The sequence below is a fragment of the Neisseriaceae bacterium CLB008 genome (assembly GCA_041228285.1).
Taxonomy (GTDB): Bacteria; Pseudomonadota; Gammaproteobacteria; order Burkholderiales; family Neisseriaceae; genus JAGNPU01.
Map to the genome: position 1 here is coordinate 2,699,509 of CP166133.1, position 20,420 is coordinate 2,719,928.

The 20,420-nt window shown below is 54.2% G+C and carries 20 protein-coding genes; 11 read left to right on the forward strand and 9 right to left on the reverse strand.

Features of this window, described 5'->3' with window-relative positions:
• Window positions 1-176: 176 nt before the first annotated feature.
• Genes yidC through rpmH form a run of 4 tightly spaced genes read right to left on the reverse strand, consistent with a single transcriptional unit; the run spans window position 177 to window position 2,560 of the window.
• On the reverse strand, window positions 177-1,853 hold the full coding sequence (yidC, locus tag AB8Q18_12470; GenBank protein ID XDZ50983.1) for a membrane protein insertase YidC: 1,677 nt from the start codon (window positions 1,851-1,853) through the stop codon (window positions 177-179).
• Between the two features lie 18 nt (window positions 1,854-1,871).
• Window positions 1,872-2,081, reverse strand: a complete 210-nt coding sequence (gene yidD / locus AB8Q18_12475; protein XDZ52936.1) for a membrane protein insertion efficiency factor YidD — start codon at window positions 2,079-2,081, stop codon at window positions 1,872-1,874.
• Complete coding sequence (rnpA, locus tag AB8Q18_12480) at window positions 2,081-2,422, reverse strand: ribonuclease P protein component (protein ID XDZ50984.1); 342 nt, start codon at window positions 2,420-2,422, stop codon at window positions 2,081-2,083. The genes yidD and rnpA overlap by 1 nt, the downstream gene beginning before the upstream one ends.
• Window positions 2,423-2,425: 3 nt before the next feature.
• Window positions 2,426-2,560 carry a 50S ribosomal protein L34 gene (gene rpmH / locus AB8Q18_12485; protein XDZ50985.1) on the reverse strand — a complete coding sequence of 45 codons (135 nt, stop codon included), beginning with the start codon at window positions 2,558-2,560 and terminating at the stop codon, window positions 2,426-2,428.
• A 292-nt stretch (window positions 2,561-2,852) separates the two neighbouring features.
• Between rpmH and dnaA the strand changes: the two genes are divergently transcribed.
• From dnaA to AB8Q18_12510, 5 genes are all read left to right on the forward strand, one after another.
• On the forward strand, window positions 2,853-4,295 hold the full coding sequence (gene dnaA / locus AB8Q18_12490; GenBank protein XDZ50986.1) for a chromosomal replication initiator protein DnaA: 1,443 nt from the start codon (window positions 2,853-2,855) through the stop codon (window positions 4,293-4,295).
• Between the two features lie 31 nt (window positions 4,296-4,326).
• Window positions 4,327-5,430, forward strand: a complete 1,104-nt coding sequence (dnaN, locus tag AB8Q18_12495) for a DNA polymerase III subunit beta (protein ID XDZ50987.1) — start codon at window positions 4,327-4,329, stop codon at window positions 5,428-5,430.
• Window positions 5,431-5,507: 77 nt separating this feature from the next.
• Window positions 5,508-7,922 (forward strand): DNA topoisomerase (ATP-hydrolyzing) subunit B, encoded by a 2,415-nt coding sequence (gene gyrB, locus AB8Q18_12500; GenBank protein ID XDZ50988.1) that lies wholly within the window; start codon window positions 5,508-5,510, stop codon window positions 7,920-7,922.
• 200 nt (window positions 7,923-8,122) lie between these two features.
• On the forward strand, window positions 8,123-9,184 hold the full coding sequence (locus AB8Q18_12505) for an isopenicillin N synthase family dioxygenase (protein XDZ50989.1): 1,062 nt from the start codon (window positions 8,123-8,125) through the stop codon (window positions 9,182-9,184).
• Window positions 9,181-10,047, forward strand: coding sequence for a MetQ/NlpA family ABC transporter substrate-binding protein (locus AB8Q18_12510; protein XDZ50990.1), 867 nt, complete (start codon window positions 9,181-9,183; stop codon window positions 10,045-10,047). The genes AB8Q18_12505 and AB8Q18_12510 overlap by 4 nt, the downstream gene beginning before the upstream one ends.
• Window positions 10,048-10,124: 77 nt before the next feature.
• On the opposite strand, the gene msrAB is transcribed toward AB8Q18_12510, so the two are convergent.
• Both msrAB and AB8Q18_12520 read right to left on the reverse strand, forming a co-directional pair.
• Window positions 10,125-11,693 carry a bifunctional peptide-methionine (S)-S-oxide reductase MsrA/peptide-methionine (R)-S-oxide reductase MsrB gene (gene msrAB / locus AB8Q18_12515; protein ID XDZ50991.1) on the reverse strand — a complete coding sequence of 523 codons (1,569 nt, stop codon included), beginning with the start codon at window positions 11,691-11,693 and terminating at the stop codon, window positions 10,125-10,127.
• A gap of 110 nt (window positions 11,694-11,803) precedes the next feature.
• A complete protein-coding gene (locus tag AB8Q18_12520) occupies window positions 11,804-12,604 on the reverse strand; it encodes a helix-turn-helix transcriptional regulator (protein ID XDZ50992.1) in 801 nt (266 codons plus the stop codon).
• A gap of 125 nt (window positions 12,605-12,729) precedes the next feature.
• Here AB8Q18_12520 and AB8Q18_12525 point away from each other — a divergent pair, with 125 nt between their 5' ends.
• Complete coding sequence (locus AB8Q18_12525; protein XDZ50993.1) at window positions 12,730-13,134, forward strand: nuclear transport factor 2 family protein; 405 nt, start codon at window positions 12,730-12,732, stop codon at window positions 13,132-13,134.
• On the opposite strand, the gene AB8Q18_12530 is transcribed toward AB8Q18_12525, so the two are convergent.
• The gene (locus tag AB8Q18_12530; GenBank protein XDZ50994.1) at window positions 13,131-14,570 is read right to left on the reverse strand and encodes a PLP-dependent aminotransferase family protein; all 1,440 of its coding nucleotides are present in this window, start codon (window positions 14,568-14,570) and stop codon (window positions 13,131-13,133) included. The genes AB8Q18_12525 and AB8Q18_12530 overlap by 4 nt on opposite strands.
• 102 nt (window positions 14,571-14,672) lie before the next feature.
• Between AB8Q18_12530 and AB8Q18_12535 the strand changes: the two genes are divergently transcribed.
• From AB8Q18_12535 to AB8Q18_12555, 5 genes are all read left to right on the forward strand, one after another.
• On the forward strand, window positions 14,673-15,113 hold the full coding sequence (locus AB8Q18_12535; GenBank protein ID XDZ50995.1) for a carboxymuconolactone decarboxylase family protein: 441 nt from the start codon (window positions 14,673-14,675) through the stop codon (window positions 15,111-15,113).
• Between the two features lie 98 nt (window positions 15,114-15,211).
• Window positions 15,212-15,982 (forward strand): class I SAM-dependent methyltransferase, encoded by a 771-nt coding sequence (locus AB8Q18_12540; GenBank protein XDZ50996.1) that lies wholly within the window; start codon window positions 15,212-15,214, stop codon window positions 15,980-15,982.
• 17 nt (window positions 15,983-15,999) lie between these two features.
• On the forward strand, window positions 16,000-16,623 hold the full coding sequence (locus AB8Q18_12545) for a C39 family peptidase (GenBank protein XDZ50997.1): 624 nt from the start codon (window positions 16,000-16,002) through the stop codon (window positions 16,621-16,623).
• Window positions 16,624-16,662: 39 nt separating this feature from the next.
• Window positions 16,663-17,028 (forward strand): hypothetical protein, encoded by a 366-nt coding sequence (locus tag AB8Q18_12550; protein ID XDZ50998.1) that lies wholly within the window; start codon window positions 16,663-16,665, stop codon window positions 17,026-17,028.
• A 132-nt stretch (window positions 17,029-17,160) separates the two neighbouring features.
• Window positions 17,161-17,997 carry an alpha/beta fold hydrolase gene (locus AB8Q18_12555; protein ID XDZ50999.1) on the forward strand — a complete coding sequence of 279 codons (837 nt, stop codon included), beginning with the start codon at window positions 17,161-17,163 and terminating at the stop codon, window positions 17,995-17,997.
• A gap of 50 nt (window positions 17,998-18,047) precedes the next feature.
• On the opposite strand, the gene AB8Q18_12560 is transcribed toward AB8Q18_12555, so the two are convergent.
• Both AB8Q18_12560 and AB8Q18_12565 read right to left on the reverse strand, forming a co-directional pair.
• Window positions 18,048-19,430 (reverse strand): MFS transporter, encoded by a 1,383-nt coding sequence (locus AB8Q18_12560; protein XDZ51000.1) that lies wholly within the window; start codon window positions 19,428-19,430, stop codon window positions 18,048-18,050.
• Between the two features lie 44 nt (window positions 19,431-19,474).
• The gene (locus AB8Q18_12565; GenBank protein ID XDZ51001.1) at window positions 19,475-20,398 is read right to left on the reverse strand and encodes a LysR substrate-binding domain-containing protein; all 924 of its coding nucleotides are present in this window, start codon (window positions 20,396-20,398) and stop codon (window positions 19,475-19,477) included.
• Window positions 20,399-20,420 lie beyond the last annotated feature (22 nt).

The window sequence follows — 20,420 nt, forward strand, 5'->3', positions numbered from 1 at the left end:
AGGAATGAATTTTACCGCTTTTTCACTCACCTCGCCAATGCCACACGTCAAAAGCAGGCGTTTACCCACATGACTTTGGCCTAAAGGGTGCTGTATTCACACTTTAAATCAAACTCTACAAGATACTTGCGCAAAAAAAGCAGCCTTTTCAGACTGCTTCCCATCGCATCACATCCCTACTGGCGTTTGGCCTCAACGCGGGCCAACTCTGTTTGTTTGGCAATCTTGCGGTTCACCAACCATTGTTGCGCAATCGACAAGATGTTATTCACCAACCAGTACAATACCAAACCTGCTGGGAAGAAGAAGAACATCACCGAGAACGCAATTGGCATAATCTTCATCATCTTCGCTTGCATTGGATCAGCCGGTGGCGGATTCAAGAAGGTTTGCAAGAACATAGTAATGGCCATCAAGGCAGGCAATACATAGTAAGGGTCAGGGCGCGCTAAGTCGGTAATCCAGCCCATCCATGGTGCTTGACGTAGCTCCACCGAGGCGAACAGCGCCCAGTACAGGCCAATAAACACCGGAATCTGTACCAGCATGGGCAAACAGCCGCCCAGAGGATTGATCTTTTCTTTCTTATAAAGACTCATCATCTCTTGCTGTAGCTTCACTTTGTCTTCGCCATACTGCTCACGAATCGCGGTCAAGCGCGGCGCTACGGCACGCATTTTGGCCATAGAGCGGTAAGAAGCAGAGGTCAGTGGGTACAGAACCAGCTTCACCACGACGGTCAATAGCACGATAGACCAGCCCCAGTTGCCGACAAACTTATGAATTTCATTCAATAGCCAGAACAAAGGCGACGCAAAGATGTGTACCTTGCCATAGTCTTTACTCAGGATCAGGTTATCCGCCACGCCTTGCATGATGCTGTATTCTTCAGGACCAGAGTAAAGGGTCATGTTTAGCTGACCGGTTTGGCCTGGCGCCACGGCAGCCATCGGCACCCGCACACCAGAAGAGTACAGGCCATCGCTACGCTTACGGATGTCAAACTGGCAGTCACCGCCACCTTGAACACAGGCACTGGCCTGATCTTTAGGCTCTAAAATCCAAGCAGACACAAAGTAATGCTGAATCATCGACACCCAACCGCTTGGGGCACGACGCTCATAGTCAGCCGCGTCACGGCCTTTGCTGTAATCGGTGTCTAAGTCGCCAAAGGCCACTTTTTGGAAGCCACCTTCAGGCGTGTACAGAGCCGGACCCGTATAAACGTGGGCCAAGCGGCTTTCGCCTTCTGGGGTGCTGCCGTCACGCAGCAAGCGATATACAGCGTCTAGCTTAACAGGGGCTTCGCCCTGGTTAGCCACCTCAAAGCGCACGCCAATTTCATAGCTGCCCTTCTTAAAGGTATAGACTTTATTCACCACCACACCATTGGTTTCAGGCGCGGTCAACGTCACTTCCAACGTGTCGCCATTTAAGGTGTAGCTGTTTTGTGCGGCGCTAAACGCCACATCTTTTAATAGGTATTGACCGTCGGCGCCTAATAAATCAGATTGGGCCACATAGGTATAGTTAGGTTCGTCATCCAACAACACCATTTGCTGATTTTCATCGCCGGTGGCATTGTGTTTCAACAGTTCTAAACGACGCAGATCGCCACCTTTGGTGTCGATGGTGGCTTTAAACATGTCGGTGGTGACTTCGACGCGCTCACCTTTGCCCAATTTTGAATCTTGAGCAGCGGTGCCATTAGGCGCGGTGGTGGATTGACCGGCAGCATCAGTCGTCGCTTGCTGGGTCACTGGTACGGGTTCTGGAGCTGGGAAGAAGTAGTTCCAGCCCATCAAAATCGCCATCGCCACGATGGCAAATGAGATGAGTCGTTTAAATTCCATAGCGTATCACTTTTCCATTTAAGGGACAGGATCGTAGCCACTGCCGCCGAAGGGGTGGCAACGACAAATACGTTTTGCAGCCAAACAGCCGCCTTTGCACGCGCCATACTTAGTTATCGCTTCGAGCGCATACTGTGAACAGGTCGGCGTATAGCGACAGCGAGGCGGTATTAAGGGGCTAATGCATAACTGATAGAACCGGATTATGAGCTTAAATAATCGTGACATCATTGATTTTGCCTTTGCATGAGGGAAGCTAAGGCCGCTACTGCTTCGGCATAGTCTTCACGCTCAAACTTTTTTTTGGCACGGACAATAAAATCTTTTTCAGAAAGTGTGTGTTTATGGCAACGAAACCACTCACGCACCAGCCGCTTCATGTAATTTCGCTCATGTGCGCGCTTAGCGACTTTCTTAGCCATCACCAATCCTAGCCGTGCATGACCTAGTTGATTAGGCCCTACGAAGACTTGGAAGAAAGCATTGCTTTTAGTACGGCGTAAAGTAAAAACGGATGAGTATTCATCCGTTTTTAACATACGATATCGCCGCTCAAATCGGTTTTGCAAAGCTTATACAGCCAAGCGTTTACGACCTTTAGCACGACGCGCAGCCAAAACGGCACGACCACCACGGGTTTTAGAGCGAACCAAGAAACCGTGAGTGCGTTTGCGACGGGTAACTGAAGGTTGGTAAGTACGTTTCATAATGAGTATTCCTACATTTTGCAATCAAGTAAACGAGGGATTACACCCTGTTTTATTGAATTTGTCAATGTTTTTAGCGCTCTGCACTTCAACATTGTCTGTGGATAACTTTAGCAAAACAGGGTAAAATATAGGGCTTAGAGTGGAAACTTTCTTTTGTCCGTCGTTTGCTGATTAATATCAATCGCCTACACCTAGGGCAACCTAGCGCGTACTGGGGGTTATTTTACCCCGAAGCGACGTCGACAAGCACGACCCATTGACTTACTTTTTAAGAAAAACTGTCGCACTTATGCAATTAACTGATTTTTGGCTGCAATGCCTCACTCGTTTAAAAAATGAGCTATCGACGCAACAATACGAAACTTGGATTCGTCACCTAACCGTGGACGAGTCTGAGACGAATTGGATTGTATACGTGCCGAATAACTTTATGCTGAGCTTTGTGAAGGACCGCTTTTTTGAAGGCATCGTCGCCATTCACGCTGAGCTCACCCCTACTAGCCTACCCTTGATCCTCAAAGTAGGCAAAGGCCAAACCGTGGCCTTAGCAGAAGCAAAGAAGCCCAGCGCGGCCGAAGCCATCATGCCTAAGCACGTCCAAAGCGTGCCCAGAGTGCCCGTCAGCGTACCGGTACAGCCTATTTTAAACGTCAACGACACCGACGAAGAGAAAATCAAGCGGGCCGAAAGCATCAGCCACACTCATGAAAACACGCGCTTAAACAGCGCCTACACTTTCGACACCCTGGTTGAGGGCAAGGGTAACCGCTTGGCCTGCGCCGCGGCTCAGCACATTGCTGAAACCCCGGGCGACAGCAACTACAACCCTTTATTTATTTATGGTAGCACCGGCCTGGGTAAAACCCACTTGGTCCAGTCTATCGGTAACCGCGTCTACCAGCTCAACCCTAAAGCCAAAGTGCGCTACATTCACGCCGAAAGCTATGTGCGCGACATCATGCGCGCCTTTAGAGAAAAATCGTTTGACCAATTTAAACAGTATTATCACTCGTTGGATTTATTAATCATCGACGACGTGCAGTTTATTTCGGGCAAAGACCGCACCATGGAAGAATTCTTCTATTTGTTTAACTATCTTGTGGACACGCAAAAACAGGTGGTGATGACCTGTGATACTCTACCCAATAAGATAGACGGCATGGACGACCGCTTAAAATCGCGTATGTCTTGGGGCCTAACGGTTGAGTTAGCGCCGCCTGAACTGGAAATGCGCGTGGCCATTTTGCAGCGAAAGGCCGAACAGTCTAACGTGCGCCTAGCCCATGAGCCGGCGTTCTTTATTGCCCAAAGCATCCGTTCCAACGTGCGTGAATTAGAAGGGGCCTTTAAGAAGGTGGTCGCCACCAGTAAATTCTTAAACGCCGAGATCGACACCGAATTGGCCAAATATGCCTTACAAGACATTTTGGCCACGACCCAGCGTCAAATCACCATCGATCAGATTCAAAAAATTGTGGCCGACTATTACCACATCAAGGTCAACGACATCTTAGGTAAAAAGCGCACCCGCGCCATTGCCCGACCCAGACAGATCGCCATGACCTTGGCCAAAGAACTGACCCAGCAAAGCTTACCCAGCATTGGCGACGCCTTTGGCAATCGTGACCACACCACGGTGCTGCACGCGAACAAAACCATTAACGAATTCAAAAAGACCGACCCCGAAGTCTCACAAGACTACGAAGCGCTCTTACGCATACTACGCAACTGAACTTGAATGACACTTTCTTAAGGAATTGATTATGCTTATTTTACAAGCTGAACGTGATGCCCTGCTCAAGCCATTGCAAATGGTGACAGGGATTGTGGAGCGTCGCCACACATTGCCCATTTTGTCTAACGTTCTGATTGAGAGCAAAGGCGGTCAAACCCATATTTTGGCCACCGACTTAGAAATTCAAATTCACACCCTAGGCCCCACCACCAGCACCGAAGACTTTCGGGTGACCACCAACGCCAAAAAGCTACAGGACATTTTACGTGCCCTACCCGACAATGCTTTGGTGTCATTGGAACAGGCCGACAACCGCATGACGTTAAAAGCAGGCAAAAGCCGCTTTAACCTACAGACCCTACCGGCCGACGACTTTCCGCTATTGTCAGTAGGTGAAGACATCACTTCTTGCTTTAGCCTGCCGCAAGAAGCGTTCAAGCAAATGTTGTCTCAAGTTCAGTACAGTATGGCCGTGCAAGACATCCGCTACTATTTAAATGGTTTATTGATGCAAACCGAAGGCGACCAGCTGCGCCTAGTGGCCACCGACGGCCACCGCCTAGCCTACGTTTGCTGCACCATCGACGCTCAACTGCCCAAGGCCGAAGTGATTTTGCCGCGTAAAACCGTGATTGAATTATTCAAACTATTGAATCAGCCAGAAGAGCCGCTGACCATTGAATTACTGACCAATCAAGTGCGCCTACGCTGCGGCGACACCGTGATCGTGAGTAAAATCATCGACGGTAAATTCCCAGACTTTAACCGCGTCATCCCTTTGGATAACGACAAAATCTTCTTGGTGGGCCGCACCCAGCTATTAGGCGCCTTAGAACGGGCCGCTATTTTGGCCAACGAAAAATTCCGCGGCGCGCGCTTACAGATCAAGCCCGGCGTATTAAGCGTGGTGTGTAGCAATAACGATCAAGAAGAAGCCCAAGAAGAAATCGAAATCGCCTATCAAGGCGAAAGTTTAGAAGTAGGCTTTAACATTGCCTACTTAATGGACGTGTTACGTAACGTCCACGTGGATGACCTACAGTTGGCCTTTGGCGATGCCTCACGCTCAACCTTGTTCACCATCCCTGAAAATCCAAACTTTAAATACATCGTGATGCCGATGCGCATTTAACCTCGCCTTAAGCGCGTCACGAAACGGTGACTCACGTCACCGTTGGTTATTTATATTGAAGAAAACGAGAAAAGACTATGACCCAACCCGATTACGGTGCCGACAGTATTAAAGTATTAAAAGGCTTGGATGCGGTACGCAAACGCCCCGGCATGTATATTGGCGACACCCAAGACGGTACGGGCTTGCATCACATGGTGTTTGAAACCTTAGACAACGCCATTGACGAAGCCCTAGCCGGCCATTGCGACAAGATCACCGTCACCATCCATGCTGACAATTCTATTTCTGTGGAAGACAACGGTCGCGGCATTCCCACCGACATCCACCCAGAAGAAGGCCGCTCAGCGGCCGAAGTGATCATGACCATTTTGCACGCCGGTGGTAAATTTGACAGCAACAGCTATAAAATTTCCGGTGGCCTGCACGGGGTGGGTGTATCCGTAGTCAACGCCCTATCAGACTGGTTGCGCCTGACCATTGCCCGTAACGGCATCCTGCACGAAGTAGAGTTTCAGCGCGGCGAAACCGTTGAGCCGTTAAAACAGATTGGCCCCACCGACAAGCAAGGCACCCGCGTGCACTTTATGGCCAGCGTGGAAACCTTTGGTGAAGTGGTGTTCAACTTTGACATCCTCGCCAAACGTATTCGCGAACTGTCCTTCTTAAACAACGGCGTTGGCATCAAGCTGGTTGACCAGCGCAACGATCGCGTTGAAGACTTCGCCTTCAGCGGCGGCGTGGCCGGTTTTGTGACGTATCTGAACCGTAAGCGCACCGTTTTACACCCGAACGTGTTTTACGCCACCGGCGAAAAAGACGGCATGAGCGTGGAAATCGCCATGCAGTGGAACGACTCCTACCAAGAATCAGTGCAGTGCTTCACCAACAACATTCCACAGCGCGATGGTGGCTCCCACTTGACCGCCCTACGTCAGGTGATGACCCGTACCCTGAACCAATACATCGAAGCCAACGAGGTGGCCAAAAAAGCCAAGGTCGACACCACCGGTGACGACATGCGCGAAGGCCTGACCTGTATTTTATCGGTAAAATTACCCGACCCTAAATTCAGCTCACAAACCAAAGACAAACTGGTGTCTAGCGAAATCGGCCCTGTGGTAAACGAAATCGTCAACCAAACCTTGACTGAATTTTTGGAAGAAAACCCCAACGACGCCAAAATCATCTGCGGCAAGATCGTGGACGCTGCCCGCGCCCGTGACGCTGCCCGTAAGGCGCGTGAGATCACCCGCCGCAAAGGCGTGATGGATGGCCTAGGCCTGCCCGGTAAGCTGGCCGACTGCCAAGAAAAAGACCCTGCGCTATCTGAACTGTATTTAGTCGAAGGGGACTCGGCCGGTGGCTCTGCCAAACAAGGTCGTGACCGTAAAAACCAAGCCATTTTGCCGCTCAAAGGTAAAATCTTAAACGTCGAAAAAGCGCGCTTTGATAAAATGCTGGCCAGCCAAGAAGTGGCCACGCTGATCACCGCCTTAGGCTGTGGCATTGGTAAAGACGAATACAATCCAGAAAAACTACGCTACCACCGCATCATCATCATGACCGATGCCGACGTGGACGGTGCCCACATTCGCACCCTGCTGCTGACCTTCTTCTACCGCCAGATGCCTGAACTGGTCGAGCGTGGCCACATTTACATCGCTCAACCACCACTCTACTTGGCCAAGCATGGTCGCCAAGAACGCTATCTGAAAGATGATGCCGAGCTAGAGCAATTCCTATTGGGCCTCGCCATTAACGGTGCCGAACTGGTGAGCGGCGACGTACACATGGTGGGCGACGAATTAGCCGCCTTGTCTAAGCAATACATTGCCGCCAAAAATGCCATCGAACGCGAAAGCCGCGCCCTTGACCACTTGGTGTTGGAAGCTTTGTTATTCGTTGATGCACTCGACTTAAGCAGCGAAGCCAGCACGCTTGACGCCATCGCGCGCCTACAGCCGTTTGTGCCGGCCGACCAAGTGGTTTTGAGTCATGCTCAAACTGAAATTCCTGCTAACGAAGAGACTGAAACCGAAGCGCGCACCGAACACCTGATTCGCATCACCCGTAAACTGCACGGCAACGTGATGGTGACGTTCTTGGATCAAGGCTTCTTAAACCGCAGCGACTATCGCACCATCAACGAAACCGCCCAGCAGCTAAAAGGCCTGATTCAGCCCGGCGCCTATATGCGTAATGGTGACAATAAGCGCGACATCAAAACCTTTGGTGACGGCCTAGAGTACTTGATGACCGACGCCAAAAAAGGCCTGTCTATCCAGCGCTACAAAGGCCTAGGCGAGATGAACCCAAGCCAGCTGTGGGAAACCACCATGGACCCTAGCGTGCGCCGCCTGTTGCGCGTGCGCATCGAAGACGCCGTGGCCGCCGACGATGTGTTTGTGACATTAATGGGCGACGAAGTAGAACCGCGTCGCGCCTTTATTGAAGACAATGCGTTGATTGCTCGGAATATTGATATTTAAGTAATTGGCTCACACAGCTAAGAGAACGGCATGACGCCCACAAGCGTCATGCCGTTTTTTTGGGCCTAGAATCCTAGCGCACACCCCATTCTCGTGTTTATGACTTTTAGCCATGAACATACAATTATTCATTCTTTTTGATTTAGCTTTAACTAGCCTAAGCTATTGCCATACCAACACATTTCCAGTGGAGAAACGGCATGAACGCAACAGCAGCACAGGCAAGCTTACCCATTTTAGACCTCAGCCTCTTTGATCAGGCAGACACGCGCGAACGGTTTTTGGCGCAGCTGCAAGACATGGCGCGCAATATTGGCTTTTTTTATCTGACCGGCCACGGTATCGGCCCTGAACGCGTGGCCGAAGTGACGGCCATCAGCCGCCAGTTTTTCGCCCAGCCGCAGGCGCAAAAAGACGCGCTGTCGATGAGCCAATCGCCCCACTTTCGCGGCTACTCACGCCCCAACGAAGAAACCACCCGCAACAAACCTGATTTTCGCGAACAAATCGACATCGGCGCCGACCTACCGCCAGTGGTATTTGATGACACCACACCGCTGTGGCTGAAGCTACAAGGCCCCAACCAATGGCCTGAACACTGGCCCGAATTCAAAACCATCACCACCGCCTGGCAACGCGATCTGCGTCAGGTGTCGATTAAGCTCTTGCACGCCTTTATGCTGGCCTTAGGCCTAGCTGAAGACGCCTTAGACCCATTCATCACCGGCCTGCCTAATGAGTTGCTCAAATTGATCCACTATCCTGGCCAGCCAGATGCCGAACATCACGACCAAGGCGTAGGCGCCCATAAAGATGCGGGCATTTTGACCCTGCTGTGGCAGGACCAAGTGGGTGGCCTACAGGTGTTCAGCAACGGTGAATGGCTGGATGCGCCCTATGTTGAAGGCACCTTCATCGTCAATATTGGCGAGCTATTGGAGCTGGCCACCAACGGCTATTTAGTGGCCAATCTGCACCGAGTGGTGGCGCCGCCACCCAATGTTGAGCGCTACTCGATTGCCTACTTCATCACCCCTAACCTCTACGCTGGTGAGGTGCCCATTTTGGCTTTGCCGCCCGAGCTGCAACAGCTGGCCACCGGCCCCGAAAGCGACCCACTCAACCCCATGTTAAAAAATGCGGGTGCAAACACCATTAAAGGGCGTTTACGCTCCCACCTGGCCGTCACCCAACGCTTTTATCCCGAGCAATACGCCCAAATCATCCAGCAACGTCAAGCCATCAGCGAGGCCACATCATGATCAAACCTTTAGCCCCTCTTTTTGCCCTCGCCTTGGCGCTGGGCCTAGCCGCCTGCTCTCACCAAGACAGCGCCACGTCGGCCAAGGCAGGCGTGGCGAAAGCCGCCGACAGCCACATTGTTTTGGGCGCAACCGGCGCCGACGCCGACATCTGGCGCTTCATCGCCACCACGCCTGCGGCTAAAGCCGCCGGCCTCACCATTGAAGTCAAAGACATCACCGATGGCATTACCTTAAACACCGCCACCGCCGAGCAACAGCTAGACGTCAATGCCTTCCAATCGTGGGCTTATTTAAAAACCTTTAATAAAAACCACGGCGACAGCCTGCGCGCCTTAGCCACCACTTATTTAGAACCGATGGGCCTGTATTCCAATCAGCATCAAAGCCTGGCCACCCTGCCTGAGGGGGCTTTAATCAGCATCCCCAATGATGCAGCCAATACAGCGCGCGCCTTACTGCTGCTCGCCCAGGCGGGGCTGATTACCCTATCACCGCAGTTCGACCCAGTGATGGGCACACCGCAAGACATTGTGGACAACCCCAAACACCTCACCTTTAAGCTGGTTCAGGGTGCCTCTGGCCCACGCATTCTGCGCGATGTCGATCTAGCCGCCATCAGCAACACCTTTGCTCTGGAAGGCGGCCTCAACGTGGTGAAGGATGCGCTCATCCACGAGCAAGCCAACGGCAGCAACCACAACAACGTTAATCTGCTGGTCACCAGCAAAAGCCGCATCGACGACGTCAACCTCAACCAACTTGGCAAGCTCTACCATCAGCCCAGCGTCCAAGCCTATATCAAGGAACATTTTGGCGGCACCAAGCTGGCCGTCACCCAACCCGTCTCCTCACTCAACTGAGGCACTGAGCACGACAAAGCGGCCTTAACGGCCGCTTTTTTGCTGAGAAAAACCCCTACACCTAACCTAGATTCACGTCACTCTACGTCTTTAATCCAGGCACGATAGCCTTCTTGGGCCATATCGGCCAGCGGTATGAACCTCAGGCTGGCGCCATTGATACAGTAGCGCAGCCCGCCTCGATCGGCTGGCCCATCAGGGAATACATGGCCTAAATGGGCGTTGGCCAGCCGACTGCGCACCTCAATGCGGCGCATGTTGTAGCTTAAATCTTCTTGCTCCACCACAGCGCTCGCGGCAATGGGCCGCACAAAGCTGGGCCAGCCACAGCCAGACTGATACTTATCCCGTGATGAAAACAGCGGCGCGCCGCTGATCACGTCTACGTAGAGGCCTGGCTCGAACAAATGATCGTAGGCATGACTAAAGGCGCGTTCAGTACCGTTGTTTTGGGTGACGTCATATTCAGCCCGACTCAGGCTTTGCTTGAGCGCTTGCGTGGTCGGCGGCACAAATTGAGTCGGATCAAAATCAGGCTTAGGCGCTGGGGCCTGATTGGGCAAAGGCTCATCCGCCAGGCTTAAATCAATGTGGCAATAGCCATTGGGGTTTTTCAATAAATAGTCTTGATGTTCAACTTCCGCTTCGTAAAACTGCGTCAGCGGTTGATTTTCGACCACGATCGGGCGATCGTAACGCGTTTGTAGCTCGCTCAGCGCTGCGGTCACGACGGCCGCATCGGCCGAGTTTGTGGTGTAGACGCCCGTTCGGTACTGAACGCCTCTATCGTTACCCTGGCGATTAAGGCTGGTCGGATCAATGATGCGCGCATAGTGCCGCAATAAGTCTTTTAAGCTGATTTTATCGGCGTCGTAGGTCACCCGAACCGTTTCCGCGTGGCCGGTGTGGCGAGACACCACGTCTTCATAACTGGGGTTTTCGGTGCGGCCATTGGCATAGCCAGAGACGGCATCCACCACGCCAGCGATGCGCTCAAAATACGCCTCTACGCCCCAAAAACAGCCGCCAGCAAAGTAGATGGTGCGGGCATTAACCGGGATGGCCTGCTGCTTGGCCTGGGGCTGATAAAACGTCGGCGCGCTCAGGTTTAAATCGGCTTTAGGGTCTTGCAGCAGCGCCAGCGCCTGCGGCTTCGTCAGGCTGCCTTTTATAATGCGCTGCAGCCGCCCCTCGGCGTCCAGCACCGCCCAACTGGGGTAAACGCTCACGCCCAGCTTTTTCACCAGCTCTCCGCTGGGGTCTAGTAAAACCGGCAGCTCAGGATGGTCTAAGCCGGCATACCAGCGCTGAAAGTCGGCCAATGGCTGCTCGCCCAAGACGCCTGGCGACGCCACGGTGACCACATTAGCGCCGCCAAACGCCGCATCATCAACCCAGGCCTCAGTCATGTCCAACTCAGACAGGCACAGAGGACACCAGCTGGCCCACAGCTTAATCAGCGTCGGCTGCTTGGGCACCAAATGGTGGCTGGCCGGCTGCGCTTCGGTGTCGTATAAACTCAGCAAAACCTGCTGAATCGGTGCGGCCTGAGCCTGGCTGCCAAAACCGATACCGGGCCGCCACCAGGCCAATAAGGCCAGTAAAACGCCCGCCAACAGCACCCCTTTAAACCACAATGTTTTCATGTTTACCCCTTATTTTGATGCGTAAAGCAATCGACATAGCTTTGATTTTAAATCCATTTACCGAATGCATCGTAGGGGTTCATTATGGCATAGCCCTCACCCACAGCTGATTACTTTAGCCTATCGGCCTGGTCAGAAAAATAGCGGCTGGGGGTTTGGCCGAGGCGGCGTTGAAACAGCGCAATAAACGCACTGACGTTGTCGTAGCCAACGCTGAGCGCCGTGGTGGTCACCGATGCGCCCGCGGCCAAATAGGCCAACGCCCGCATTAAACGAGCCTGCTGGCGCCATTGGGTAAACGTTTGGCCAGTCTCCTGCACAAATTTACGGCTGAGGCTGCGAGCGGATAGGCCAACCAATGCCGCCAAAGCCGGCAAGGCATGCTCGGCGCTTAAGTCGGCCAACATCACGGCAGCCGCCTTTTGCACTGCAGGCGTCTGAGGGTACGGCAAGCTCAGGGCCGCAGGGGCTAAAGTATTTAATTCATCCGCCATGACGGCCCACACACGCTGCTGCGCTGGCGTCGGCTCCAGCACCGGCTGCGCCCATGTGGCCAAGCGTTCTACGCAGGCATGTAATAGCTCAGAGCGCATCAAGGTTTGGGGCTGCGGTGGCAGGCGATCACAATAGACCTCAGCCACGTAGACGCTCCAGCCCCGAAAGGCCCCATGTGAAGACAAGGCGTGCGGCGTATGCGGCGGTAACCACACCACTTGAGTAGGCGACACCAAATGCTGGCTGCCGTTGATGGTGAGGGTCACCAGACCCGACTCAGTGCCGATGAGCTGGCCCTTACCGTGTTGGTGTTCGGGCGTGTGACGGCCGTCGCTGAGGTTCATGGCGCCGTAGCCCACCAAGGCATGACTGCGCGACTGAACGGCAAAAGCATCTGGGGGTACAGAATCGGTCATCTTGTCCTCTATGCGGTATTTATTGGCATCCTTACGGGCGTAATGCCAAATTAAACCCCGTATGCTGTGACGTCAAGCAGGTTTCCTGCCTGCATCATTCGATTCCCTTATAGAAAGGCTTAACCATGCTGCCCACCACCCCTCACGACGCTCGTGTATTTTTACACGCCTTGTTTGAACAACTGTTCGACCCTGCCGTTCCCTCCGAGGCCATCGGTGCTTATTTCCACCCCGACTACCAGCAGCTGGTTGACGGCAAAACCTTAAACTTTACCGACTTCATCGCCCATGTCGGCGTTTTAAAATCCACTCTGGCCAGCGCCCAAGTCACGTTTGAACAAATCTTAGTCAACGGCCAGGAATGGGCCGACATTCACTATGTGGATGCCGTGAAGCAAGACGGCAGCCGCTTACGCGTTAAAGTGTTGGCTTTTTACACCTTTCGCGACGGCAAAATCCGCCACATCGAAGAGCTGACCCACTTAGAACAAGGATCAGCCGCTGATCAGGATTTAGGCTCACGCCTCTAAGCGTCTGCTGAAGCCCAAGCCTGCGCTAAGGCCTCGGCATACGCTTGAGCCTGGGCAATATCCACAACATTGGCAAAGCCAAACAGCAGGCCTTGCTGAGCCTGTGCCGGCGCAATGGCCCAATGCGACAGCGCCTGAACGGCCATGCCTTGTGCCTGCGCTCGTTCGGCCAACCAAACATCTCGATACGGTGGCTGCACCTTGGCCACCAAATGCATGCCCCCCGCTTCGGCAGCGATGTTTAGCCAGGGTGAAAGCCGCTGCTGAAACACCGTCATCACCATTGCTCGACGCTCGGCGTACAGGCGGCGCATTTTCTTGATGTGGCGGCTAAAATGGCCCGCCTGCATGAAATCCGTCAAAACCTGTTGGCCTAAGAGTGCAGGGCTGTAGCTACTGTGTTGTAAAGCCTGTCCAGCAGGCGCTACCAAGGCCGGTGGCAGCACCACATAAGCCAACCTAAGGCCAGGAAACAACACCTTGCTTAAGGTGCCCACGGTGATGCAGCGTTCCGCTTGGTCTAGGCTACTTAAGGCGGGCAACGGCCAGCCGCGATAGCGATATTCGCCGTCGTAGTCGTCTTCAATTACCCAACCACCCGTGCGCGCGGCCCAGTCCAACAGCGCCAGCCGCCGCGCCAAGCTCAGCGACACCGTCAGTGGGCTTTGGTGGGCGGGCGTGACCACGGCGCAGCAGGCCGTTGGCGCCAAGGCCAAGCCCGCCGCCACGCACAGACCCTCTTCATCCACAGGCACGGGCACAATCTCAGCACCGGCCTGACGCCACGCCGCGCGCCCAAACACATAGCCTGGATCTTCCAACCACACCTGACGATTGGCCACCCCCAATAGCTGAGCCAACAGCGCCAAGGCCGCTTGATAGCCCGCCACCACCACGATCTGCTCAGGACGACAGACAATGCCGCGCGCCAGCCGCAGGTATTTCGCCAACTCGCTGCGCAGCGGCGCATAGCCCGCAGCAGGCGGATAGGCTAAGTCGGCCGCCGTCCAGGCCTGCATACGCTTCGTGCTCAAGCGCGCCCACAGCTTAGTCGGAAAGGCATCCAAAGCCGGCAGCCCCATTTGCAACGGCAAGGCCTGTGCCGTACGGTTAGGATCTGCAGTCACCTCCATGACTTCAGCTGCCTCGGCTGGCGCCTCAACAGCAGATACTCGCAACGGTAATTGAGCGCTGACAAACGTCCCCGCAGCGCCCTTCGCAATAATGTAGCCTTCGGCACTCAATAAATCATAGGCGGCCTCAACCGTACCCTGAGCCAAGCCCAGCTCATGCGCCAAGGTTCGAATCGCCGGCAGGCGCCCACCCGGCGGCAGCTGGCCGGTGCTGATTAACGCCACCACGCGCTGATAGATTTGCCGATAGGCCGGCTGCTTGGTTTCGTGCCAATCAATCTCGGCCTGTAAGCGCAACACCATTATATGTCCCAATCAAATTAATAAAATATGCCCCTATTAATCATGACATAGCCGCCGTACACTAGGCATGATTATTTGTCTTTCGCCTTTAAAGGAGCCCTTATGTCCACCTTACGCCTTCCTTATCCACGCCTGTCTGCCGCCATCTATCAAGGCTTTGGCAGCGCCCATGCCGCTTTAGCCCAAAGCCCACTCGGCCCACAGCTATTGGAATTGGTGTATTTACGCGTTTCTCAAATCAATGGCTGCGCCTATTGCTTGGGCTTACACACCGAATCACTACGCCAGCAGGGCGAGTCGCAAGCCCGCCTAGACGTGCTCTCGGCCTGGCGCCACAGCAGCGCCTTTAGCGAACGGGAACAGGCGGCGCTGATCTGGGCGGAATCTCTAACCGAGTTGGGCGCTCTTGGCGGCGGCAGCGACGCCGACTACCAACGACTTCAGGCCCACTTTAGCGATGTCGAAATCAGCGACCTCACCTTGGCCGTGGCCTTGATGAACGCCTATAACCGCATGGCCATCGGCATGCGCCAACAGGGTTAGCACTATCCTTCACAACAAACCATGAAAACAGCTGTTCAACATAGGCATGGGGCATTGCCCATGATAGAGTAAACCCTCTGATCTCAATCGGTGCCCCTATGCAGCTGACGCACAACAATCTTGAAGAATACCAAGACCCCCGCAACTACGATTTAGAATTTGGTGGCGAAGTCGATAAATACGCTTTTTTTCTGCGCTTAGCCGAGCAACAGCAAGGTTCGGTTTTGGAATTAGCCTGCGGCACAGCCCTGACGGCGCTGCCGATCGCTCAGGCTGGTTTTGACGTCACCGGCGTTGATCTGGCGCCAGAAATGCTGGCCTATGCCCAGCATAAAGCCCATGCCTTAGGCGTGCCGTTACGGCTGCTGCACGGCAATGCCCTTCGCCTTAACGAGGTATTACCCACGCAGCGCTATGACTTAATCTATCTGACCGGCAATGCGTTTCAATGCTTTTTGACCCCACAAGACCAAACAACCTTACTGCAAGGCGTGCATGCCCTCCTAGCCGACGGAGGTGTGTTTGCTTTTGAAACCCGTAACCCCAACGGCACCGACTTAAGCCTGGTCGAGACAGCCGAACCTTGGCACACCTTTGTCGACGGCCACGGCGAAACCGTGACGGTATCAGGCACCCAACGCTACGACGCAGAAAACGCCATCATGCACTGGACCACCATTCGCCGTAGCGAAGGGCAAGAGCGCCACAGCCGCATCGCCTGTCGATTCACCGATCGCGACGCCCTTAATTCGCTCTTGGCCGCCAACGGTTTGGCCCTAGAAGCCCAATACGGCAATTGGCAAGGCGATGCATTCAGCCCCAACAGCCCCTTAATCATCAGCGTGTGCCGCCGCACCGAACGCCCCTAACCTCAGGCCCAACCCAAATGACGCCCTCTTTGCCTTTCCCCTACGTACCCCAATGGGCTTCCGCCCACGCCATCCCGCAAATACTCAGCGGTGAGCTGGCCTTAATCGACGACCCGCTCTGGGCCGACAGCGGCGCACCTTCTGCCGCCGCCTACGCCGAATGGACCAGCCACATCTGCGGCATGGCCTGCCTGCGCATGATTTTGGGCCAACGCATGGGCCTAGACCAAGCGCCTAGCCTATTCCAGCTCAAAGATCAGTGTCTTGCCCACGGCGGCTACATTCAAGAAGGCGAACGCATCAAAGGCCTATACTATCGACCCTTTATTGAATGGGTGCACAGCGCCTATGGCCTCAAGGCTGAGCTGAAAGAGCACACGCCGATTCAAGCCCTCCTACCAGGCCTGGGCCACAAGCATGTGTTCATCGCCTCCGTCCACCCCAGCATACGCACGCCTGAAAATAACCCACCGCACCAAGGCGGCCATTTAATCTTGGTGTATGGCTACGATGCCGAACGCCACACGCTGACGTTTCACAATCCTTCAGGGCATGTACACAGCAGCCAACAGGCGGTGTGTATGCCAGTGGCCGACTTTGAACGCTTTTATGCCGGCCGCGGTATTTTAGTGGCGCGATAAAGCACGGCCATCCCTTAGCCATTCAGCGAGCCCAACACCATGAACCTAAACGCCATTGAACTCAAAACCTTCGTGCCCGCCCGTGACTTTAATGAGTCTCTACATTTTTACGAAACCTTAGGCTTCAGCAAACGATACGCCGATGACGAACTGGCCTATTTCGCCTACGGTGAGCACATCAGCTTTTTTGTCCAAAACCTATACCATCCTGACTGGGCCAACCATGCCGTCTTACATTTACTGGTTGAAAACCTGTCCGACTGGCACCAACATCTCACCCAGTTGGACCTAAAAACCCGCTTTAATCTCGAAGTATCAGCCATCAGCTACCAACCTTGGGGCATGCTGGAATGCCACTTACTCGACCCAAGCGGCGTCTTAATACGGGTGGCGCAAAACATTTAACCTGTCGCTCAAGGCCCTCTCAAGCGGAGCAACAGCTCTACTATTAAGGCTGGCAACGACGGCGTTTTATGGTGTAATGGCCTGATAACACCATAAAAATACGTCAGCAGCAGCCTTAGAGAGAGATTCGTCATGCCCAACCCCACCCAGTTATTCACCGTGGCCAATGCTTTTCAGTGCCCGGTTTACGTTGATCAACCTAGCCATTGGGCCATGAGCAGCCCCGTGGTGGTGCTCTTACCCGCCCTAGGCGTGGCGCGCCAAAAATACCAAACCGTGATTGCCCATCTAGTCGAGCATGGCTATGCCGTGGTCAGCGCCGACATGCCCGGCTACGGCGACAGCCTGCCGCGCCCTAGCCGCCAGCATGATTACGGCTACGCCGATTTGGTGCGCGAATACATCCCCGCCTTGCTACAGCAGGCCCGCGACCTCAACCCACGGCAAACGCCGATTCTGTTTGGCCACAGCATTGGCGGCCACATTGCCACCCTGTACGCCCACACCACCCACCAGCCGTTTTCCATGTTCTGCGTGGCCAGTGGCAACGTCCACCATCAAAACTGGCCGCCAGCGAGCCAAGCCAAGCTGCGCCGTGCTGCCTTCTTATTTAAATGGATGGCGCAGGCCTACGGCTACTTCCCAGGTAAAAAAGTCGGCTTTGGGATTCACGAAGCCAAGCGCCTCATCATCGACTGGACCAAAATCGTCCGCACTGGCCGCTTCGACCACATCGAACCTCAGTTTGCCCGTCCGGCACAGCAGTCGCGCGATGCTGTCTTTGTCCACATTGAAGGCGACGATTGGGCGCCGCTGGCGTCGGTGCAAACCTTATCCGAACGCATCCCCAGCGCCAAGACCGTCAGCATAGCGCTACAGGCCGACGTACGCGGTAACCCCCACAGCGGCTGGGTGCGCAATCCCGCCGAAATCGTGGCCCTGCTACACCAGCATGTCCAGGCGGCGTAGGCGCTTGACCAAAAAAAGCCACCGCTAAGCGGTGGCTTTTTTAAACATGGCTATTGCGGCCTAGGCGGCTCATCTTCGGCCACCGTCGGTTCTGATTCCTGCTCTGGCTCTGGTTCTGGTTCTGGTGCCGACTCAAATACCGTCCCCACCGCATCTTCTCGTGCACCAATGCTGTCGGTTAAGTCCACCACGGCCTCATCTGGAATTTCATCGGTGTCCACGCGCGGGTCAATCATCACTGCGCCCACCGGGTGCTCTGTCATGGGCACAAACTGAGTCGGTGCCTCATCCACCAAGTGCTCGCCCGTGGTTTTACTGGGCCGCACCCACAGCACTAACAACAAAGTCATGGCGCTAAACATAATGTATAGGGCGCCAGGCGTATATTTCATCGCCATCCCCGTCAATACAGGGCCAATACTGGCCCCAATGCCAAAGGTTGCCAATAACAGCCCACTAAGAGCCACCCGCTTAGGCTGTTCGACGTTGTCGTTGGCAAACGCCACCGCCAGCGGGTAGAAGGTAAATAAAAACACCCCTAACATAAAGCTAAACGTCAGCAGTACGGCATATGACCAGTTGAAAAAGCCCCACAGCGGCACCGCCAACACAGCCATGATGATGGCGTTGGTCTGGATCAGACGCGAGCGGTCCATGCGATCAGAAATCCAGCCGATTGGCCACTGCGCCACAAAGCCGGCGGCCACGCCTACGGCGATGAACACGCTCACTTGAGCCGTGCTCAGGCCAGCTTGGCTGGCGTACACTGGGCCTAGGCCATAAAACGAACCGTTCATCACGCCGGCCAAAAATACCGTCACCAAAGACTGGGGAATCCGCGTCCAGAAATATTTAATTTCCAGCGGCGCCGCCACCAGCTGCGCGGGGTGAACGCGGCGCGTCATGGCCACCGGAATCAGGCTGGCCGAGAAGAATATGGCCACCAGCAACAGCGGCTTGAAGTTAAGGTCGGGAAAGTAGATCAACAACAGCTGGCCGATCACCTGACCAATGCTGACCGCAATCATGTAGCCCGCGAACACAATGCCGCGCTGGCTGTTCTCGGCCTGCTCGTTCAGCCAGCTTTCGATCACCATGTATTGGCTCATCATCACTAGACCCAAAATAAACCGCAGCGCCATCCACACTGCCGTCGATTCGATCAGCAAATGCAGCAGCACAATAATGGTGCTCAAGCCGGCGCAGGTCACATAGGTACGAATGTGGCCCACTCGGGTGATTAACAGCTGGCCTACCTTAGCGCCCACCACCATACCAGCGTAGAAAAAAGCAATCATGCCACCAATCCAGGTCGCGCTGACCTGGGCCTGATTTAAATACAAAGCGATGTAGGTGTTAAAGGCACCAGTACCCATCAGCATCAGCATGGTGGCCAAATACAGGGCAGGGAAAGTCAATAACGGTGTGGTCATTTTGTGTGGCTCTTAAGGAGCCTTCTCCTTATTCAAACAGCGAATTAATCAACTGCCTGCAAATGATGCAGCAACCATTTTGCAAACAGGCGCGCCGGTTCCGCTGGATACCGGTTTTGCGGCGTCATCATGGCCAAATAGCCGTAGCTAGGCATGCGCTCGGGCAAAGGCTGGCACAGCCGTCCAGCACGTAAATCGTCTTGCAGCATTTGCGTCCAGCCTAAAGACACGCCCATGCCCAGAGTAGCGGTTTTCAACACCAGCTGATAGCAGTCGCTGCGGAACTGCTGTTTGGGCGCATAGTCGTCCACCCCATGGTGGCGCAACCAGTCGGCCCAGGTCAACCAATCATGGTAGTGATCTTCCACCACCAGCAAGGTATGATCCTGCGCCAAGTCGGCCACGCTGTGAATCGGCCCATGTTCGGCCAAATAATCAGGGCTACACACGCAGATCACGCTTTCTTCGCTAAATAAGCGCTGCGAGTCTAGACCGGGCACCAGCTCACGATGATCAAGATGGTAAAAAAAGCCCAAATCAAACTCACTGGTGTCGAGCAGACGCGGATGCTCACTACACAAAATGCGCGCATTGATGTGGGGATACTGCTTTAAAAACGCCATCAACCGATAGGTCAGCCAAGTCGAGCTGATGCTGGGCGTGGTGGCCAAGGTCAGCTGATCGGTGTGGCCGCGCCGCTGTAATTCAGCCGTGGCTTCGTCTAAATCATGCAGCAGCCGTTGTACGGTCTGGAAATAGCGTTCACCCGCAGGGGTTAAATGAATCCCGTGCGGGTGACGATCAAACAAAGGTCGACTCAAAGTTTCTTCCAGCCGTTTGATTTGGCGGCTGATGGCGCTTTGGGTCAGGTTTAACTCCAAGGCGGCTTGGGTAAAGCTTAAATGCCGCGCGGCGGCTTCAAACGCCACCAAATAATTCAGCGGCGGTTCGTTGTGATGTCTCGCCATGCTGCCTCACTGTTTTGCCATC

Excerpts from the sequence above, each read along its gene's own strand:
- yidC (XDZ50983.1), bottom strand. The coding sequence starts at position 1,853 with ATGGAATTTAAACGACTCATCTCATTTGCCATCGTGGCGATGGCGATT.
- yidD (XDZ52936.1), bottom strand. The coding sequence starts at position 2,081 with ATGTCACGATTATTTAAGCTCATAATCCGGTTCTATCAGTTATGCATT.
- rpmH (XDZ50985.1), bottom strand. The coding sequence starts at position 2,560 with ATGAAACGTACTTACCAACCTTCAGTTACCCGTCGCAAACGCACTCAC.
- dnaA (XDZ50986.1), top strand. The coding sequence starts at position 2,853 with ATGCAATTAACTGATTTTTGGCTGCAATGCCTCACTCGTTTAAAAAAT.
- dnaN (XDZ50987.1), top strand. The coding sequence starts at position 4,327 with ATGCTTATTTTACAAGCTGAACGTGATGCCCTGCTCAAGCCATTGCAA.
- gyrB (XDZ50988.1), top strand. The coding sequence starts at position 5,508 with ATGACCCAACCCGATTACGGTGCCGACAGTATTAAAGTATTAAAAGGC.
- AB8Q18_12505 (XDZ50989.1), top strand. The coding sequence starts at position 8,123 with ATGAACGCAACAGCAGCACAGGCAAGCTTACCCATTTTAGACCTCAGC.
- AB8Q18_12510 (XDZ50990.1), top strand. The coding sequence starts at position 9,181 with ATGATCAAACCTTTAGCCCCTCTTTTTGCCCTCGCCTTGGCGCTGGGC.
- msrAB (XDZ50991.1), bottom strand. The coding sequence starts at position 11,693 with ATGAAAACATTGTGGTTTAAAGGGGTGCTGTTGGCGGGCGTTTTACTG.
- AB8Q18_12520 (XDZ50992.1), bottom strand. The coding sequence starts at position 12,604 with ATGACCGATTCTGTACCCCCAGATGCTTTTGCCGTTCAGTCGCGCAGT.
- AB8Q18_12525 (XDZ50993.1), top strand. The coding sequence starts at position 12,730 with ATGCTGCCCACCACCCCTCACGACGCTCGTGTATTTTTACACGCCTTG.
- AB8Q18_12530 (XDZ50994.1), bottom strand. The coding sequence starts at position 14,570 with ATGGTGTTGCGCTTACAGGCCGAGATTGATTGGCACGAAACCAAGCAG.
- AB8Q18_12535 (XDZ50995.1), top strand. The coding sequence starts at position 14,673 with ATGTCCACCTTACGCCTTCCTTATCCACGCCTGTCTGCCGCCATCTAT.
- AB8Q18_12540 (XDZ50996.1), top strand. The coding sequence starts at position 15,212 with ATGCAGCTGACGCACAACAATCTTGAAGAATACCAAGACCCCCGCAAC.
- AB8Q18_12545 (XDZ50997.1), top strand. The coding sequence starts at position 16,000 with ATGACGCCCTCTTTGCCTTTCCCCTACGTACCCCAATGGGCTTCCGCC.
- AB8Q18_12550 (XDZ50998.1), top strand. The coding sequence starts at position 16,663 with ATGAACCTAAACGCCATTGAACTCAAAACCTTCGTGCCCGCCCGTGAC.
- AB8Q18_12555 (XDZ50999.1), top strand. The coding sequence starts at position 17,161 with ATGCCCAACCCCACCCAGTTATTCACCGTGGCCAATGCTTTTCAGTGC.
- AB8Q18_12560 (XDZ51000.1), bottom strand. The coding sequence starts at position 19,430 with ATGACCACACCGTTATTGACTTTCCCTGCCCTGTATTTGGCCACCATG.
- AB8Q18_12565 (XDZ51001.1), bottom strand. The coding sequence starts at position 20,398 with ATGGCGAGACATCACAACGAACCGCCGCTGAATTATTTGGTGGCGTTT.